The following is a 16,524-nucleotide window of genomic DNA, read 5'->3' on the forward strand; positions in this document are numbered from 1 at the left end:
ATGTCGAAACTAAAAATATGCATGGTTGGTGACTTTTCAGTCGGAAAAACCAGCTTGACGCAAAAATTTGTAAACAATGTGTTTTCGGAAAAGTATCTAACCACCATTGGCGTTAAGATTGACACTGCTTCGGTCGGAGATACCAAACTTATAGTATGGGATGTGGCCGGCAGAGATTCGCTTTCACCAATAAACTCTAGTTATCTCGTCGGTGCTTCTGGAGTGGTGTTGGTGGGAGATGGTACTCGGCCACACACGATTGAAGACCTATTTGAGATTTGGCAGACAGTGACCCGCAGAATCGGTGACGTGCCAGTGGTAGTAGCGCTAAATAAGGCGGATCTTGATGAGTGGCAGGTTGATGATGAGCTAACCGATACATTAGTTAATAATGGCTGGCAAGTATTTAACACCAGCGCAAAAGACGGCGCCAATGTGGCGGAATTATTTCAAACCTTGGTGGATGAGATCCAGAACTAAGCAAAATTTATGCACAGTAGTGACCATATAGATTCCACCTTGTTACCAACGATCAGCAAATTTGTGCTTGATCGTCAAGGTTTGGCGTATTTCTGTGTGAGTCATCAGGGCGTGGTTCAAGCGATGTCAGCAAACTTAATCGACTATGGGTTTGCCACTACCAAGGTTGGTGATCAAGTTGAAGATTCAATCGACTTTATGGTTGGTTTGGATTTGCAAAGCGAGTTGGAATTGCCATTGATTGCCAGTCCTTCCGGAATGCCTGTTACGGTTTGTCTAATACCCGACGAATCAAAGATGCTGGTGTTGGTTTCTGATGCAAGCCGAGTTGCGGCTGACCGTCAACAGCTGCAACAGCAGGCTAATGACAATGAACTATTGGTGTATCAACAGAATAAACTAATGGCTCAGTTGGAGCAGGCGCAGGCCGAGCTTAAACAAAAAAATAGCCAATTGAAGGAAGCTTCCAGACTGCAAACAAGCTTTATTTCAGGTGTGTCACATGAATTTCGCACGCCGTTAACGTCGATTATCGGTTACACCGACCTATTGCAAAATAATGCGCATAAACACAACGACGTTGATGCTGACAATTATGTGGTTGCTGTGCAGCGCTCCAGTCGGCATTTATTGTCATTGGTGGAAAATTTATTAGATCATGGGAAATTGGATGCGGAAGAGTTAGTGATTCGGCCTAAGCCGACGCTTTTGACCGAAGTGTTCGATGATCTGCGGTTTATGTTGATGCCGTTGGCCGATGCCAAAGGCATTGAGCTCGCAATTTCTCAGCTAAACGATCTTCAGACATTATCTGTGGTTGTGGACGATAGCCGTCTTCGGCAGTGTCTAATTAATATCGTTGGTAATGCCGTTAAATTTACTGATCAAGGTAAAGTAGACGTGCAGGTTAGCTGGAAACACGATTGGCTGTCGGTTACGGTTCGCGATACTGGGCCTGGAATAGCCAAAGAGCACCTAGAAAAAGTACTACTACCATTTTGGCAGGGCGGGGATAGTGCCAAAGCGGGCACTGGGCTTGGTTTAACCATTACGTCTCGTTTGTTGGAGTTGATGGGCGGTGAGTTAACGATTGATTCGACGCTAGAGTTGGGGACTACTGTGAGCTTTGCATTGCCCGCGCCGCAAGCGCCAAGCCTTGCCAAACAGCAGCAGCAAGAGAACAGAGGTCTAGACGGTTTGCGTCTATTGTTGGCGGAGGACGATCCCGATATCGCGCTACTTTTATGCTACTTGTTAGAAGAGAAAGGTGCACAAGTAGCGCATGTTGGTAATGGTGAGCTGGCTGTTTCGGCCGCTATGCGAGGCACTTTTGATTTGATTTTAATGGATATCCAAATGCCGATAATGACTGGGTACCAAGCGATAGAACAACTAAACAAGTTAGGCTACAACACGCCGATAGTGGTAATGAGTGCATCAAATATTGATGCCGATAGATCCACGGCTGAGACGCTTGGTTGTGCCGCATATTTATTGAAGCCAGTGGATATCAATGATATTGCGCTAGTGGTGGACCAAGTTTTAGCAGCACCTGATCACTCGGCTGAGAGCTAATCGAATTATGCGTATTCTCACTTGCTCAAAAATTAGTCCAAAATTGGGGTTATTATGTCTGTAGAGTCGCCGACTATCGTTGCTTTAAAACAGCGTTATAAAGCAAGTTTGCCGGAGAAGATCGAAGAATTGGTGCTCCATATTGCTGCCTTGAATGCCGAAGGAGGTAATGGTCGGGAGAGCTTGCAAGAACTGCATGGCTTCTTGCATCGTCTCGCAGGTTCGACCGGCATGTATGGTTATGATGATTTGTCGGCGTTATGTCAGTCAGGCATCAAATTTATCCAGCAAGAAGATCTAAATAATTTAGCGGCTGAATTGCAGCGGCTACGCGAGATGCTCGAGCAATATGCTCAGGGTTAACTCATTAATCACACACTGATCAAGTAGGAATAGCTTATGCGTTGGCGCGGAAGAAGGCAGAGTCGAAATGTTGAGGATCGTCGCGGACAGAGCTTTGTTCGCAGTAAAAAGGGCGTTGGCGGTGGAGCGATGATATTGCTCGTATTGGCCGGCTTATTTTTTGGCGAAGATGTGCAAAAAATTCTATCACTATTCGTTGGTAATACTGGTAATCAAGCCACCACGCAACGTAGCGCTCGGCCAGATAGTTCGCAAGCAAATGACGAGGCCAAACAATTTGTCTCCGTTGTGTTGGCTGAAACGGAAGATACGTGGAGTGCTATTTTTGCCAGTGTTGGGCAACAATACCAGCCGCCAAAGCTGGTTTTGTATCAAGATCAAGTGCAGTCGGCTTGCGGTTTAGGGTCGGCGGCTTCAGGGCCGTTCTATTGCCCTGGTGATTATCAAATCTATATCGATCTGAGTTTTTTGAGTGAGTTACGTCGGATGGGAGCGCCCGGTGATTTTGCGTTTGCTTATGTGATCGCGCATGAGGTTGGCCACCATATCCAAAACCTAAGCGGAACCGCTGATCAGGTCCGGAAAATGCAGGCCAAAGCGAGCAAAGCGCAGGCTAATGCATTGTCTGTTCGCATGGAGTTGCAGGCAGATTGCTATGCTGGCATTTGGATCAATCGAACCGAAAAGCGTAATGCCATCCTTGAGGCTGGAGATATTCAAGAAGGCTTAGCCGCCGCTGCCGCAGTTGGTGATGATCGTATAATGCAGCAAGCCGGCATGGCGCCGCGTCGAGAAAATTTCACGCATGGTAGCTCCGAGGAGCGCATGCAGTGGTTTCAGCGTGGAATGCAGTCTGGTGATATTCAAGCGTGCCAAACCTTTGGGCAATAACGCTGAACGAGTTTTCATTTATATCTGAGCGATGATTGAATGGTCGTCGCGTGAAACTAACTTGCAGTACTTAAGCAAGCGCGTAATTGTAGCTGTGCTCTCTCGGTATGGTGCATAGCTCTTGCCGCGCATAGCTTCTGGCGGCTAGTTTCTGGTAGATAGCCCTTGGACGAAACCACGGTGTGATGACTTAAGCGTGCTTATGCGCGATTGTTTGCTATGTCTTCTTCGGCTCAGGGAACGCATAGGGTTGTTTGGCGCGTATCTCGATTGACGCGTTTGTCGGCTCGGTCTCAGCGACGACCTTAAAACTGATTTCGTCGACAACATCAAGGCGCAGTACCGCTAAGCACGGGGTTTGATCGGTAAGCACATTCACCAAGGTGCCAACCACACGACCATCCGTATTACTCACGATTTTGTCGCCAGGTTTGATGGACTCCAATGATGTGCTTAAATCGCACAGAAACATGCGCTGCTTTAGTTTGCCCAAATAGTGCATCCTTGCCACGATCTCTTGCCCGGTATAGCAGCCTTTCTTGAAACTGATGCCATCTATCGCGTCGTAGTTGATCATTTGCGGAATGAATTGTTCCACGGTGTCGCTGTTGACCCATGGTAAGCCGCTTTCGATATCTCGTAACAGCCAAGCGGATAACGCTATTGTTGTGTCAAGCTCAGCGTCATCCACCGCGCTCTGCTGTATATGGATGCAGCGCTGATCAAACCAAACTGTGTGGTTGTCTGAATTTTGGCATTCTAGTGACTGATAAGGTTTGTGCGGTTGGCTTGGTTTGAGGTCGCCGATGCATGTGGCAGTGTTGATTAGCTCGATGGTTACTTTGCTACGCATCACATACATTTGCAGCCGCTTAACCGTGGGCTCGGCTAAGCTCTTCTCTAACAGCATGTAAAAGCTGTCGTCACTGCGCCACATTATCATATTGGCTAACAGCCGGCCTTTGGGGTTGCAATAACCGGACCATTGCCAGTTCGTGTCAAGCTTTTGTACGTCGTTGGTCAGCTGGCCTTGTAAAAAAGTGGCTGCATCAGTGCCGCTAACTCTCACCAGGTTTAGGTGCGGCAGAATCAATTGGTGTTTCATATCTTTCATTGTATTAGCTTGGGCGCTTAAGAGTTTGTCGGTGAGGTAAGGTTATTGCTTGGTATTGTAGCTTAGCGGTGATTCATTGAATCGCACGTGGAAACAGTTTCACTATTAGGCTACTAACCTGAGGTTAGTATATTGTGCTTTTGTCTGTCTAAATTGTCGGCTTCTGGCAATAGTTGTGATGTTAAAGTGCAGTGACAAGTGTGAACCCTAGGTTGACGTTGCATGATATTATCTGCGCCATAACTAAACCACCATTATTCAACTTGGCTGCGCGTTATATGTCTACAAAGATACCAACTAAAACCCCTAAGATCCAAGTCTCCGAAACCCCTGCGGTGCAAAATGTCGATGTGTCTGAGCTTCAGCCAGAGCAAGCTACTGTACCGACTAAGTTAAAGGCGGATAGTGAGAGCGACTTGTCTAACTCAAGTGCGCAGCTGGCGAAAGAGATTAATGGCCCGCGCGGTTTGGAACCAACTCGTTACGGTGACTGGGAATCCAAAGGGCGATGCTATGATTTTTGATAGCTTCACACATCGTTTTTGAGTGCGTTAGTAGGCAGTCTGTTCGCTTTATTTGCTAGCGTATTGTGCTGACATTCATTGACTGAATTTAATAAATAACCAAGATTCGCACTGCCTTACTCCCCACGAGCCTATACTTTGAGGTAGAATGCGCTCTGCCAAGTAAGAGGCGTCCTGATCTTATTATCGAAAAATACTGAGTAACTCGATTATGCAAAAAGAGAGACCATTATCACCGCACTTGCAAGTGTACAAACCTCAGCTTACGTCAATGCTATCGATATTGCATCGAGGCACAGGCGTAGTGTTAACGCTGGGAATACCTTTTCTGGTTTATTGGCTGATGGTGCTGGCAGCGGGCCCTGAGGCTTACGCTAAGCTAGAGCCGTGCTTATCTCACATGCTAGTTAAGCTCGCATTAGTCGGCTGGACCTTTGCTTTGTTCTATCACTTGTGTAACGGCATTCGCCATTTATTTTGGGATGTCGGTCGCGGGTTCGAAATGGATACTTTACATAAATCCGGCTGGCTCGTGCTGTTTAGCGCGGCACTATTAACGGCCGTGACTTGTTATTTTGCACTTGTTGGAGGTGCTGCATGAGCTTAAGAAGCCCACTTTCAAAAGCGTTAGGCCTCGGGTCTGCTAAGCATGGGTTTTCGCATTGGTGGTGGCAACGAGTCACTGCAATTGCACTCATTCCATTAACAGTGTGGTTTGTCTATTCATTGGTGTGTTTGTCTAGCGGCGGCTATCAGGACGCAGTGATTTGGCTTTCTTCGCCAGTAAGTGCCACGCTTATGTTGCTATTTGTCCTAACTGCGCTGTATCACGGGCAGACTGGTTTACAGGTGGTTATCGAAGATTATGTTCACACCAAGTGGGTTAACTTAGCTCTCTTGTTGTTGATTAAATTTGCCGCGGTGGTAATGGCTGTACTAACCGTTATCTCTGTTTTAAAAATTGCGTTAGGAGGCTAACCAGTGAAGGGCGACTATAAGATTATTGATCACGCTTACGATGTTGTTGTGGTCGGAGCGGGTGGTGCGGGTTTGCGTGCCACATTTGGTATGGCGGCGGCGGGATTGTCTACGGCATGTATCACCAAAGTATTTCCTACTCGAAGTCACACGGTGGCTGCTCAAGGTGGCATGAGTGCTGCATTGGGCAATATGGGAGAGGATGATTGGCGCTTCCACATGTACGATACCGTCAAGGGTTCTGATTGGTTAGGTGACCAAGACTCTATCGAGTATATGTGCCGTAACGCCCCAGCGGCGGTTTACGAACTAGAGCATTATGGTGTGCCATTTTCTCGTACAGAGGAAGGTAAGATCTATCAGCGTGCGTTCGGCGGCATGACCACGCACTACGGTGAGGGTCAGGCCTTGCGGACATGCGCGGCGGCGGATCGAACCGGCCATGCTATTTTGCATACCTTGTATCAGCAAGCTTTAAAACACGACGCACAGTTTTTCGTTGAGTTTTTTGCGCTCGACTTGATTATGGAAGACGGTGAATGCCGCGGCGTTATCGCGATCGATATGGCCAGTGGCGAAATTCACCGTTATCGCGCCAAGCAGGTTGTGTTAGCAACCGGTGGTTATGGTCGAGCTTACTTCTCATGCACGTCGGCACATACGTGTACCGGAGACGGTAACGCAATGGTATTGAGAGCGGGTCTTCCGCTACAAGATATGGAATTTGTACAATTCCATCCAACTGGCATCTATGGTGCAGGTTGCTTGATTACTGAAGGTGCTCGAGGTGAAGGTGGTTATTTAACCAATTCCGAAGGCGAGCGCTTTATGGAGCGCTACGCACCAAACGCGAAAGACTTAGCGTCACGCGATGTTGTGAGCCGCTCAATGACAATTGAGATCAACGAAGGGCGCGGTGTGGGCCCTGATGCTGACCACATTTATTTGCATCTTGAGCATCTTGGTGCTGATTTGTTAGAAGAACGTCTTCCTGGTATTTCTGAATCAGCTAAGATTTTTGCTGGTGTGGATGTAACTAAAGAGCCGATACCGGTTCTGCCGACTGTTCATTATAATATGGGCGGCATTCCAACTAACTTCCACGGTGAAGTTGTTACCCTGAAAGACGGTAATCCAGATAGCGTAGTGCCTGGCTTGATGGCAATCGGCGAAGCGGGTTGTGTATCAGTGCACGGAGCCAATAGATTGGGTTCAAACTCATTATTGGATTTGATTGTGTTTGGGCGCGCAGCAGCATTGCGTGCTAAAGAAACGATTAATCCGGATGAGCCCATCCCGAGCATCTCTGAGAATGCTGGACAAGCGACATTGGAGCGGCTTGATCGTTTACGTTACGCCGATGGTTCGCGTTCTACAGCTGAGATTCGTTTGGAAATGCAACGCACCATGCAGGCGCATTGCGCGGTATTCCGAACCGGCGATGTTATGGCTGAAGGTGTGAGTAAGATGGCTGCGACAGCTGCCTCGTTTGCGGATGTGAAAACCACTGATCGAGGCTTGATTTGGAATACTGATTTAATCGAGACGCTTGAGCTTGAAAACTTGTTGAGCCAAGCGACAGTGACTATTAACTCAGCGGCCAATCGCGACGAAAGTCGTGGCGCGCACGCGCGTGATGACTTGCCGGATCGAGATGATGAAAATTGGATGAAGCACACACTCGCTTGGTGTGATGAGCAAAATAAAACCACCATCGATTATCGTCCAGTGCATTCTTATACAATGACTGACGATATTGAATACATTAAGCCAAAACCACGTGTTTACTAAGGTTTAGAGAGAGAATCGAAAATGGCAGAATTTAGTTTACCGAAGAATTCCAAAGTTAAGCAAGGCAAGCATTTTCCAGCGCCAGACGGTGCTAAGAATGTACGTAGCTTTCAGATTTATCGTTGGTCTCCTGATGATGAGCAAAATCCACACATCGACACTTACGATGTGGACATGGATACCTGTGGTCCGATGGTTTTGGATGCCTTGATCAAAATCAAGAACGAAATCGACCCAACGTTGACGTTTCGGCGTTCATGTCGTGAAGGCATTTGTGGTTCGTGCGCAATGAATATTGATGGCACTAACACATTGGCTTGCACTAAAGGGGTAGATGAGTGCAAGAGCGACGTTAAGGTCTATCCTTTGCCGCATATGTCGGTGGTAAAAGACTTGGTGCCTGACATGACTCATTTCTACGCACAGTACGCCTCGGTCGAGCCATGGCTTAAGACCAAAACGCCGGTGTCATTGTCGGCTGAGCGCCTGCAGTCAAAAGAGGATCGGGAAAAGCTAGATGGCCTGTATGAGTGTATTCTCTGCGCGTGTTGCTCTACGTCATGTCCAAGTTATTGGTGGAATAGCGATAAATATTTAGGCCCTGCGATTTTATTGCAGAGTTATCGTTGGTTGGCGGATAGCCGCGATGAGGCGACCGGTGAGCGATTGGATGCACTTGAAGATCCGTTTAAATTGTATCGTTGCCACACGATTATGAATTGCACCAATACTTGTCCTAAAGGTTTGAATCCTGGCAAGGCTATTGGTGAAATTAAAAAACTAATCGCTGAGCGCGCACTGTAGTTCAACGCTGTGCTTAATGAGCGGCAATTAGTCTGGCGATGCCGTCGTGGGGTCCGTGAACTCGATGTGTTATTCACCGAGTTCGTGGCAAAGCACTACGATGGCATCAGTGAGGCGGAGCAGCTGTCTTTTCAGCAGCTGCTCGATGTGCAGGATCCAACAATCATGGATTGGCTGTTTGATCGAGTAGAGCCTGATGCGGAATTAAAGGGAATTATCGAGACGTTGAAATCCGTCACCTTGCGGCGTACATAATCAGCAAGCACCGCATCTCCATTGTTGCGGCAACCTCAGTTTTTGTTAGATTTCTAATGCTTTTCTACTTGGACAGTACTGTGCTTAGGTTTCTTTGAAGCTCTCGACAATCAACCGAGTTAGGTATTGGTGCAACGGTGAGTTCTTAGTACGCACATGCTGAACTAGAGAAAGGGCATCGATTTTCAGGTTAATAAGGTCGTCGAGGGGTTTGCTGACGAAGTTCTCGCTGATCAGGCTTGATTCCATCAGTCGGTCTGATGCAATCATCAGCATATCTGTTTCACGTAATGTTTCTAGGCAGACCATTAAATTGGTTGTCAGAAAAGGTACGTTAGACAGAATTCCGAAGGATGCGAACAGCTTCTTCATGTCGTCGCGCGTTGTTTCAAAATTAGGGAAGTACACCGCCATGTGCTGATACTCACGGCGCTGTTCGAGCGTGATTTGATTAACATTGGCTAACGGGTGATCGTTACGCATGTACAGAACTGGTTTAATGTTCATTAATTTATGCGTCACAAAATCGTCACTAAATCGCTTCTTAGCAACGATGGCAAAATCAAGGCTGCCAGAGCGAAGTCGGTCTTCCCATTTCGCGTCAATGTTTTGACTGAGTAACATAACCTTCGGTGCATGTTGCCGTAGCTTGTTAATAAACGCAGGCATGCCAACGCTGGCCGATGTCCCTAATGTAGCCAATGATATTGTCGCAGCGGTGTTGGCTGGATCAAACTCTTGGTTGCTCACCATTAGCTCAGTGAGCTGGCTCAATATATCGTTGACAGGGCGTTCCAGCTCAAGGGTTTTTGGGGTTGGTGTTAGGCCGTGTGAGGAGCGTACAAATAGCTCGTCTTCTAGCAGGTTACGCAAGCGATTGAGGGTTTTGCTCATAGCGGGTTGGGTCACGAACAAGCGCTCAGCGGCTCGAGTAACGTTCTTTTCTTGTATTAAAACTTGGAACGAGACAAGTAGGTTGAGGTCAATTCGAGAGAGGGGGTCTTGCATGTTGGTACCCGATGGTTATTGGTTTTCGCTGTGCGGTCAGTCTTTGCTTATATGTAATGGAGTTTATCAAATAAATACTGTTGGTATTATGTGATTGCCCATTCTTGGATTGGCGCATGACTAACAAAGTTGTTTGGTGTAAGAATTGTATCGCTGGCAAATGAGTTCATCTCTGGGTAATCCAAGGTGTAGTGTAGCCCTCGGCTCTCTTTGCGGGTTAGTGCGCACTCAATCGTAAGTTCGGCAATAGTCGCCAGATTGCGTAACTCGATCAAATCATTGCTAACGCGGAAATTGCCATAATATTCAACGATTTCCTCTTGCAGCATTTCAATCCGATTTTTGGCCCGCTCGAGGCGTTTATTGGTTCTGACAATGCCGACGTAGTCCCACATGAAGCGACGCATTTCATCCCAGTTATGCGATACCACTATGCGTTCGTCGGGGTCTGATACTTGGCTTTCATCCCATGCGGGTAGTTCTGGTGAAGGTTTGGCTTCTTCTTTCTTTAAGCGTGTTCGGATATCTTGAGCCGCCGACTCGGCAATTACGAGGCATTCTAATAGTGAGTTGCTTGCGAGGCGATTGGCGCCGTGCAATCCTGTGCAGCTGCTTTCGCCGACCGCATAGAGGCGCTTCATATCGGTTCGCCCCCGTAGATCGGTGAGAATGCCGCCACAGGAGTAGTGTGCGGCGGGCACCACTGGGATTGGCTGACTGGTCATGTCATAGCCGTATTCTTTACAACTTTCGGCTATGTTGGGGAAATGGTCCAAGATAAAGTCAGCGCCTTTATGGCTAATATCAAGGAACACGGAGTCAAATCCACCTTTCTTCATTTCATAGTCGATAGCTCGAGCCACAATGTCGCGCGGAGCTAATTCAGCCTGCTCATGGTGCTTGTCCATAAAGCGTTCGCCGTTGGGGAGTCGAAGTAATCCGCCTTCGCCACGCACAGCTTCAGAAATCAATGATCCTTTAGCATAAGGGTGATACAGGCAAGTCGGATGGAATTGTACGAACTCCATATTGGCAATTCGGCAACCTGCGCGCCAGGCCATTGCAATGCCATCGCCAGTTGAGGTGTCGGGGTTGGTGGTATAAAGATAAGCTTTTGACGCCCCTCCGGTTGATAGCACAACGGATCTAGCACCAAAGGTTTTAACCTTGTTGTTGTCGATGTCTAAAGCGTAAGCACCATAACAGCGGGCGCTCGGCCGGCCCAATTTTTCGGACGTTATTAAGTCAATTGCGATGTGGTTTTCAAGAATGGTGACATTCGATTGTGCGCGCACATGTTGTTCGAGTGTGGTTTCTACTTCTCGTCCGGTGGCGTCTTTGGCGTGAATAACTCGCCGATGCGAATGTCCGCCTTCGCGTGTTAAGTGATATTGGCTGTCAACACCGTCATACTCTGCGCCGTCAACTAAGGTGAACTTGACGCCTTTTTCGATCAGCCAATTAATGGCTGGCGGCGCGCCTTCAACAATTTTTCTAACCGCTGACTCGCGACAAAGCCCTGCGCCAGCGGTGTGCGTATCGTCAATATGCGATTGAAAGTTATCGTCGTCATCTAGCACCGCTGCGATGCCACCTTGAGCATATAAGCTAGAACCTTCGGTGAGCTTTCCCTTTGATAAGATGGTGATAGATACATCGTCTTCGGCGAGTCGCAAGGCTAAGCTAAGACCAGCTGCGCCGCCGCCGACTATAAGCACATCTGAGAAATGGGTCGTCATATGAATATTGCCAAATTTGCCTGAATATATAAAGGTTTAGCCAGTATAGCGCAGCCTTTCGCCGAATCGCTGAAATGAGTGAAAGATTGCTTACTAATCTTACTGGGTGTTTGCTAAAATAGCGCGTCGCGAGCGTTTTCCGCTCGTTTTTTCATTGTTAACCGGATTTCGACACCCTAATAGCCATTTAGAGCGCGTTTTTGTGCTCCAACAGAGAAAAATGTCGCACGATATAACCAAAATTCGCAATTTTTCGATCATTGCTCACATTGATCACGGTAAGTCCACCTTGGCGGACCGATTCATTAGTGTGTGTGGTGGTTTGACTCAGCGAGAAATGGCTGAGCAAGTGCTCGATTCCATGGATATTGAGCGAGAGCGCGGAATCACTATTAAGGCTCAGAGTGTTGCTCTGAAGTTTCTCAGCAAAGACGGGAATATCTATCATTTGAATATGATTGATACGCCTGGTCACGTGGATTTTTCGTATGAAGTTTCACGCTCGTTGACGGCTTGCGAAGGTGCCCTATTGGTTGTGGATGCTTCCCAGGGTGTTGAGGCTCAAACGGTGGCGAATTGTTACACCGCGGTCGACCTTGGTTTAGAAGTATTGCCGGTATTGAATAAAATCGATTTGCCGGCCGCTGATGTGGACCGAGTCAGCGAGGAGATCGAAGACGTAGTCGGCATTGATTGTTCCGGCGCGTTGCATGTGAGTGCCAAAAGCGGTCTTGGTGTTGAAGCATTGTTGGAACAAATAGTGACGGTGTTGCCACACCCGACTGGTGATCCGGATGCGCCATTGCAGGCGTTGATTATGGATTCATGGTTCGATAATTATCTTGGTGTGGTGTCATTGATCCGTGTGGTTCAAGGATCAATAAAAAAACGTGATCGTATTAAGATGATGTCGACTGGCGTCGAATACGGTGTTGAAGATCTCGGTGTATTTACTCCTAAGCGGGTACCCAAGAACGAACTATTGATCGGTGAGGTGGGTTACCTTATCTCCGGCGCAAAAGAAATTACCGCCGCTAAAGTTGGTGACACGGTTACGTTGGCAAAGCACGGTGTCGATACCGCATTGCCTGGGTTTAAAGAGGTTCAGCCGCGCGTGTTTGCTGGCTTGTACCCAATCAATTCGGCTGACTACGACTCGTTTCGTGACGCGCTCGGAAAGCTACGGCTGAATGATGCCTCCTTGGTTTATGATCCAGAGGTTTCAGATGCGTTAGGGTTGGGATTTCGCTGTGGCTTTTTAGGCATGCTGCACATGGAAATTATCCAAGAGCGCCTAGAACGCGAATACGATATGGATCTTATTACCACTGCACCGACAGTGGTTTATCGAGTGTTACTAAAAAATGGCGAGCTGATCGAAGTTGATAACCCTTCGGCGCTGCCTGACTTATCTAAAATCGAAGAAATTCAAGAACCAATTATCGACGCTAATATGCTAATGCCAGAAGAGTATATCGGCGCGGTTATGACCTTGTGTATGGAAAAAAGAGGTATTCAGAAGAATATTCAGTATCTCGGTCGCCAGGTTATGTTGCATTTTGAGCTGCCGTTGAATGAGGTAGTGATGGACTTTTTTGACCGTTTAAAGTCAGTTAGCCGCGGTTACGCATCACTCGACTATCAGATCAAAGAATACCGGCCTACCGATATGGTTAAGGTCGACGTATTGATCAATGGCGAGCCGGTCGACCCGTTAGCTATTCTGGTTCACCGCGATCAATCAATTTATCGCGGTAGAGAACTTGTTAAGCGAATGCGCGAATTGATTCCTCGGCAAATGTTTGATGTGGCTATTCAAGCGGCGATTGGCGCTAAGGTGATTGCGCGTGAAACGGTTAAGGCTTTGCGTAAAAATGTCACGGCAAAATGCTATGGTGGCGATCTATCACGCAAACGTAAGCTGTTGGAAAAACAAAAAGAAGGCAAAAAGCGCATGAAGCAAATTGGTTCTGTGGAAATTCCACAAGAAGCCTTTTTAGCAGTTCTTAAGACCTCAGGAGATTGATGGTGTTTGAAATAGTATTATTTGGATTGGTCGTATTATCGGGTGTGGTGATTCTGTTTTGCCGCTTTGTGGTGCCGAGTCTGGCAAAGAAGCAGCCCGAGCCATGGTACTTGGATTACGCGAGATCATTTTTCCCGGTTCTGCTATTGGTGTTTTTGTTACGCGGATTTGTTGCAGAGCCATTTAGAATTCCGTCTGGATCAATGTATCCAACGCTGGAAGTCGGCGATTTTATTTTGGTCAACAAGTTCTCGTATGGCTTGCGATTGCCGATCGTACGTACCAAAGTGTTTGAAATCGGTGATCCGCAACGTGGAGATATTGTGGTGTTCAAATATCCACGTGATCCCAAGCAGAGTTACATTAAGCGCTTAATTGGTTTGCCCGGTGATATTATTCAGTATCGAGATTCGACGCTTTACATCAATGGCGAAAAGTTAGACCAACAAGTTCTTGGCGAATTTAAGTATCGCGACCAAGCGGATCAATGGCACACATCAATTGAGTGGGAGCAGGTAATTCCAACCTCAACAGACGCCGATGGTGTAGCCGTAAAATATGGCATCTTGCAAGATAATCGTCGCAGTAAAGGTGCATGGAAAGTTCCAGAAGGCCAATACTTTATGATGGGCGACAACCGCGGAAACAGTGCGGATAGTCGAGTTTGGGGCTTTCTACCCGAAGAAAATATCGTTGGGAAGGCGTTTTTTGTGTGGATGAGCTGGGGCGATGAGGATAATGAAGAAGGCGGCGGACTTGACTTCGACCGTATAGGAACCCGCGTTCAAGCTGAAATTGTCAACACTGGTGCAAATTAGCTGATTACGCTAACCTAGTACTGCAAAGTCTATGAGGAAATGAAAATGACGAATAGTAAAACTCAATTTAAATCTATCAAACATCAAGGTGGTTGGACGTTTTGGAGTATGGCGTTCACTTTGAGTGTGTTGATGTTCTTTGCTTATGTTGGAATGCAGCTGGTGCCAGTTTATTCGGCTAATCAAAACATACAAAATGCAATTTTTCGCAGTGTCGAAGGTTCAGACCTCAGAAAGGTCTCCAGGGCTGAAGTTATTAAGCGTATCAATCAGCAGCTATACCTTGATGGATCTCACAAAATTCTTGATTACAAGAATGATTTAAAAATAACTCGAAGCCGAAACAGTTTTCTTGTGCAAGCCAAGTATGAGCGTAAGGTTCCACTATTTTTCAATATTAGTGTTGCTGTTGATTTTAGTCCTAAAGCGCAATGTGATCTAAATGGACGTTGTACTTCATAAATTATTTGGAATTCAATTTTTCCAGCAGCACTCATGAAGCAAAATCAACTTTCTGCGTTAATGCGGAAGCTCGACTATGAGTTTAATGATACTAAACTTTTGATACTGGCATTAACTCACCGAAGTAAGGGGTCTAATAACTACGAGCGTCTTGAATTTTTAGGTGACAGTATTTTAGGTTTTGTAGTCGCTGAATTTCTTTTTAAAAAGTTCCCCAAACTGGCGGAAGGGAAACTGAGTCGGATGCGCTCCAGTTTAGTTAGAAAAGAAACCTTGGCCCTAGTGGCGCGCGAACTGGACCTGTCGTCATTTCTGATTCTGGGCGAAGGCGAACTTAAAAGTGGCGGTTTTAATCGAGATTCGATTCTTGCCGATACAGTTGAAAGTCTTATCGGCGCGATCTATCTCGACTCCAATTTTGACGCGGCAAGTCGATTTATCTATACACGCTTCCGGACCTATTTGGATGCTGTTTCTGAAGAATCCACGTTTAAAGATGCCAAAAGTCGCCTACAAGAAGCCATGCAAAAACAAGGGCTGCCACTGCCTAATTACGATATTGTCGAGGCAGTGGGCGAACAACACAATCAACGGTTTACGGTAGAATGTTCTCTGCCTGATTCACCGATCTCTTCTCAAGCTACGGCGCGTTCTCGACGTCAGGCTGAACAAAAGGCTGCTGCTGAAGTTCTTCAGTTGGTCAAACAAGTAAACGTAAATGGTGGTTAGGTGGATACTCCTAAGAATTCAGATCAAGCTGCAGACTTCAAGTTTGGATACGTCACCATTATCGGTAAGCCGAATGTTGGTAAGTCGACGTTGATGAACCGAATTATCGGTCAAAAGATTAGCATTACCTCGCATCGAGCACAGACCACGCGTCATCGTATTTTAGGGATTCATACGGATCCCGAAAAGCAAATTGTGTTTGTCGATACGCCAGGGATTCACTCGGTGGCAAAAAAATCAAACCGCAAAACGATCAATCGGGTGATTAACAAAACCGCCATATCGAGTATCGATGGTGTTGATGTAGTTTGTCTGATGATCCCTGCTAATGGTTGGACCGATGGCGATAAGTTGGTGTTAAAGGCTTTGGAGCATGTTACGACCCCGGTAGTGTTGGTCATTAATAAGCTTGATAAATTGAGGTCTATCAACGATTTGTTACCGTTGATCGCTGAGTCAAATGAGTTGTATAAGTTTGCTGATATTGTGCCTGTAAGCGCTATTGGCCGCGGTCATAATGATAATGTAGATCGTTTAATGGAGGTGTTGGCAACGCACTTGCCTCATGCTCCAGCGGGCTTTGACGAAGATCAAATTACTGATCGAAGCTTCCGCTTTTTAGTGTCTGAACTAGTTCGTGAGCAATTATTTCGACGGCTTGGTGACGAGCTACCGTATGCGACTGCAGTTGAAGTAACCGAATTCGTTTTAGAGCCCGAACGCGCTTTAATAAATTGTGATATCTGGGTTGAAAAGGATTCACATAAGTCCATGGTGATTGGTAAAAAGGGCGAAGCATTAAAACAAATTGGCACGTTTGCACGTAAAAATAGCGAAGTGCTTTTAGAGCGGAAAGTGTTCTTGGAGCTTTTTGTTAAAGTTCGATCAGGCTGGTCCGATAATGCTCGGGATTTATACAGCTTGGGTTATGACGAAGGAAGCTAGTTAGCGATTCCCGCTACGTCGC

The 16,524-nt window shown here is 46.8% G+C and carries 18 protein-coding genes; 15 read left to right on the forward strand and 3 right to left on the reverse strand.

The genetic code is table 11. From position 1 onward, the window contains the following. The 4 genes from DFR28_RS14615 to ypfJ are packed head-to-tail and all read left to right on the forward strand — an operon-like array spanning position 1 to position 3,309. Positions 1 to 480, forward strand: coding sequence for a Rab family GTPase (locus DFR28_RS14615; protein ID WP_113955119.1), 480 nt, complete (start codon positions 1 to 3; stop codon positions 478 to 480). Between the two features lie 9 nt (positions 481 to 489). Continuing rightward, complete coding sequence (locus DFR28_RS14620; protein ID WP_113955120.1) at positions 490 to 2,055, forward strand: hybrid sensor histidine kinase/response regulator; 1,566 nt, start codon at positions 490 to 492, stop codon at positions 2,053 to 2,055. Positions 2,056 to 2,109: 54 nt separating this feature from the next. Further along, complete coding sequence (locus tag DFR28_RS14625) at positions 2,110 to 2,418, forward strand: Hpt domain-containing protein (protein ID WP_113955121.1); 309 nt, start codon at positions 2,110 to 2,112, stop codon at positions 2,416 to 2,418. 36 nt (positions 2,419 to 2,454) lie between these two features. Continuing rightward, on the forward strand, positions 2,455 to 3,309 hold the full coding sequence (gene ypfJ / locus DFR28_RS14630; RefSeq protein ID WP_113955122.1) for a KPN_02809 family neutral zinc metallopeptidase: 855 nt from the start codon (positions 2,455 to 2,457) through the stop codon (positions 3,307 to 3,309). A 217-nt stretch (positions 3,310 to 3,526) separates the two neighbouring features. Here ypfJ and ygfZ read toward each other — a convergent pair whose 3' ends face one another. Next, positions 3,527 to 4,414 carry a CAF17-like 4Fe-4S cluster assembly/insertion protein YgfZ gene (gene ygfZ / locus DFR28_RS14635; protein WP_211317003.1) on the reverse strand — a complete coding sequence of 296 codons (888 nt, stop codon included), beginning with the start codon at positions 4,412 to 4,414 and terminating at the stop codon, positions 3,527 to 3,529. A 287-nt stretch (positions 4,415 to 4,701) separates the two neighbouring features. Here ygfZ and DFR28_RS14640 point away from each other — a divergent pair, with 287 nt between their 5' ends. The 6 genes from DFR28_RS14640 to DFR28_RS14665 all read left to right on the forward strand — a co-directional run bounded on the left by DFR28_RS14640 (position 4,702) and on the right by DFR28_RS14665 (position 8,775). After that, entirely contained in the window at positions 4,702 to 4,947 is a 246-nt protein-coding gene (locus tag DFR28_RS14640; RefSeq protein ID WP_113955124.1) for a DUF1674 domain-containing protein, read from the forward strand. 211 nt (positions 4,948 to 5,158) lie between these two features. Beyond that, on the forward strand, positions 5,159 to 5,548 hold the full coding sequence (gene sdhC, locus DFR28_RS14645) for a succinate dehydrogenase, cytochrome b556 subunit (protein WP_113955125.1): 390 nt from the start codon (positions 5,159 to 5,161) through the stop codon (positions 5,546 to 5,548). Further along, positions 5,545 to 5,925 (forward strand): succinate dehydrogenase, hydrophobic membrane anchor protein, encoded by a 381-nt coding sequence (sdhD, locus tag DFR28_RS14650; protein ID WP_113955126.1) that lies wholly within the window; start codon positions 5,545 to 5,547, stop codon positions 5,923 to 5,925. The genes sdhC and sdhD overlap by 4 nt, the downstream gene beginning before the upstream one ends. A gap of 3 nt (positions 5,926 to 5,928) precedes the next feature. Further along, on the forward strand, positions 5,929 to 7,716 hold the full coding sequence (gene sdhA, locus DFR28_RS14655; protein WP_113955127.1) for a succinate dehydrogenase flavoprotein subunit: 1,788 nt from the start codon (positions 5,929 to 5,931) through the stop codon (positions 7,714 to 7,716). A 21-nt stretch (positions 7,717 to 7,737) separates the two neighbouring features. After that, a complete protein-coding gene (locus DFR28_RS14660; RefSeq protein WP_113955128.1) occupies positions 7,738 to 8,520 on the forward strand; it encodes a succinate dehydrogenase iron-sulfur subunit in 783 nt (260 codons plus the stop codon). 9 nt (positions 8,521 to 8,529) lie between these two features. Further along, positions 8,530 to 8,775 carry an FAD assembly factor SdhE gene (locus DFR28_RS14665; protein ID WP_113955129.1) on the forward strand — a complete coding sequence of 82 codons (246 nt, stop codon included), beginning with the start codon at positions 8,530 to 8,532 and terminating at the stop codon, positions 8,773 to 8,775. A gap of 84 nt (positions 8,776 to 8,859) precedes the next feature. On the opposite strand, the gene DFR28_RS14670 is transcribed toward DFR28_RS14665, so the two are convergent. Continuing rightward, on the reverse strand, positions 8,860 to 9,783 hold the full coding sequence (locus DFR28_RS14670) for a LysR family transcriptional regulator (protein WP_113955130.1): 924 nt from the start codon (positions 9,781 to 9,783) through the stop codon (positions 8,860 to 8,862). 86 nt (positions 9,784 to 9,869) lie between these two features. Next, positions 9,870 to 11,522 carry an L-aspartate oxidase gene (nadB, locus tag DFR28_RS14675; RefSeq protein ID WP_113955131.1) on the reverse strand — a complete coding sequence of 551 codons (1,653 nt, stop codon included), beginning with the start codon at positions 11,520 to 11,522 and terminating at the stop codon, positions 9,870 to 9,872. A gap of 220 nt (positions 11,523 to 11,742) precedes the next feature. Here nadB and lepA point away from each other — a divergent pair, with 220 nt between their 5' ends. From lepA to era, 5 genes are read left to right on the forward strand one after another with little or no spacing between them, the layout of a single operon-like run. Then, a complete protein-coding gene (lepA, locus tag DFR28_RS14680) occupies positions 11,743 to 13,548 on the forward strand; it encodes a translation elongation factor 4 (RefSeq protein ID WP_211317004.1) in 1,806 nt (601 codons plus the stop codon). Beyond that, positions 13,548 to 14,366 carry a signal peptidase I gene (gene lepB, locus DFR28_RS14685; RefSeq protein WP_113955132.1) on the forward strand — a complete coding sequence of 273 codons (819 nt, stop codon included), beginning with the start codon at positions 13,548 to 13,550 and terminating at the stop codon, positions 14,364 to 14,366. The genes lepA and lepB overlap by 1 nt, the downstream gene beginning before the upstream one ends. A 45-nt stretch (positions 14,367 to 14,411) precedes the next feature. Further along, complete coding sequence (locus DFR28_RS14690; protein ID WP_170132118.1) at positions 14,412 to 14,828, forward strand: DUF4845 domain-containing protein; 417 nt, start codon at positions 14,412 to 14,414, stop codon at positions 14,826 to 14,828. A gap of 33 nt (positions 14,829 to 14,861) precedes the next feature. Beyond that, positions 14,862 to 15,557: a ribonuclease III gene (gene rnc, locus DFR28_RS14695; protein ID WP_113955134.1), complete on the forward strand. Its 696-nt coding sequence runs from the start codon at positions 14,862 to 14,864 to the stop codon at positions 15,555 to 15,557. Continuing rightward, positions 15,558 to 16,502 (forward strand): GTPase Era, encoded by a 945-nt coding sequence (era, locus tag DFR28_RS14700; RefSeq protein WP_113955135.1) that lies wholly within the window; start codon positions 15,558 to 15,560, stop codon positions 16,500 to 16,502. It abuts the gene before it with no gap. Positions 16,503 to 16,524: the final 22 nt, after the last annotated feature.

Source organism: Arenicella xantha, from assembly GCF_003315245.1.
GTDB classification, from domain to species: domain Bacteria; phylum Pseudomonadota; class Gammaproteobacteria; order Arenicellales; family Arenicellaceae; genus Arenicella; species Arenicella xantha.

Bases quoted from the DNA above. Each gene is read 5' to 3' on its own strand.
- DFR28_RS14615 (WP_113955119.1), top strand. From the start codon at position 1: ATGTCGAAACTAAAAATATGCATGGTTGGTGACTTTTCAGTCGGAAAA.
- DFR28_RS14620 (WP_113955120.1), top strand. From the start codon at position 490: ATGCACAGTAGTGACCATATAGATTCCACCTTGTTACCAACGATCAGC.
- DFR28_RS14625 (WP_113955121.1), top strand. From the start codon at position 2,110: ATGTCTGTAGAGTCGCCGACTATCGTTGCTTTAAAACAGCGTTATAAA.
- ypfJ (WP_113955122.1), top strand. From the start codon at position 2,455: ATGCGTTGGCGCGGAAGAAGGCAGAGTCGAAATGTTGAGGATCGTCGC.
- ygfZ (WP_211317003.1), bottom strand. From the start codon at position 4,414: ATGAAACACCAATTGATTCTGCCGCACCTAAACCTGGTGAGAGTTAGC.
- DFR28_RS14640 (WP_113955124.1), top strand. From the start codon at position 4,702: ATGTCTACAAAGATACCAACTAAAACCCCTAAGATCCAAGTCTCCGAA.
- sdhC (WP_113955125.1), top strand. From the start codon at position 5,159: ATGCAAAAAGAGAGACCATTATCACCGCACTTGCAAGTGTACAAACCT.
- sdhD (WP_113955126.1), top strand. From the start codon at position 5,545: ATGAGCTTAAGAAGCCCACTTTCAAAAGCGTTAGGCCTCGGGTCTGCT.
- DFR28_RS14660 (WP_113955128.1), top strand. From the start codon at position 7,738: ATGGCAGAATTTAGTTTACCGAAGAATTCCAAAGTTAAGCAAGGCAAG.
- DFR28_RS14670 (WP_113955130.1), bottom strand. From the start codon at position 9,783: ATGCAAGACCCCCTCTCTCGAATTGACCTCAACCTACTTGTCTCGTTC.
- nadB (WP_113955131.1), bottom strand. From the start codon at position 11,522: ATGACGACCCATTTCTCAGATGTGCTTATAGTCGGCGGCGGCGCAGCT.
- lepA (WP_211317004.1), top strand. From the start codon at position 11,743: ATGTCGCACGATATAACCAAAATTCGCAATTTTTCGATCATTGCTCAC.
- lepB (WP_113955132.1), top strand. From the start codon at position 13,548: ATGGTGTTTGAAATAGTATTATTTGGATTGGTCGTATTATCGGGTGTG.
- DFR28_RS14690 (WP_170132118.1), top strand. From the start codon at position 14,412: ATGACGAATAGTAAAACTCAATTTAAATCTATCAAACATCAAGGTGGT.
- rnc (WP_113955134.1), top strand. From the start codon at position 14,862: ATGAAGCAAAATCAACTTTCTGCGTTAATGCGGAAGCTCGACTATGAG.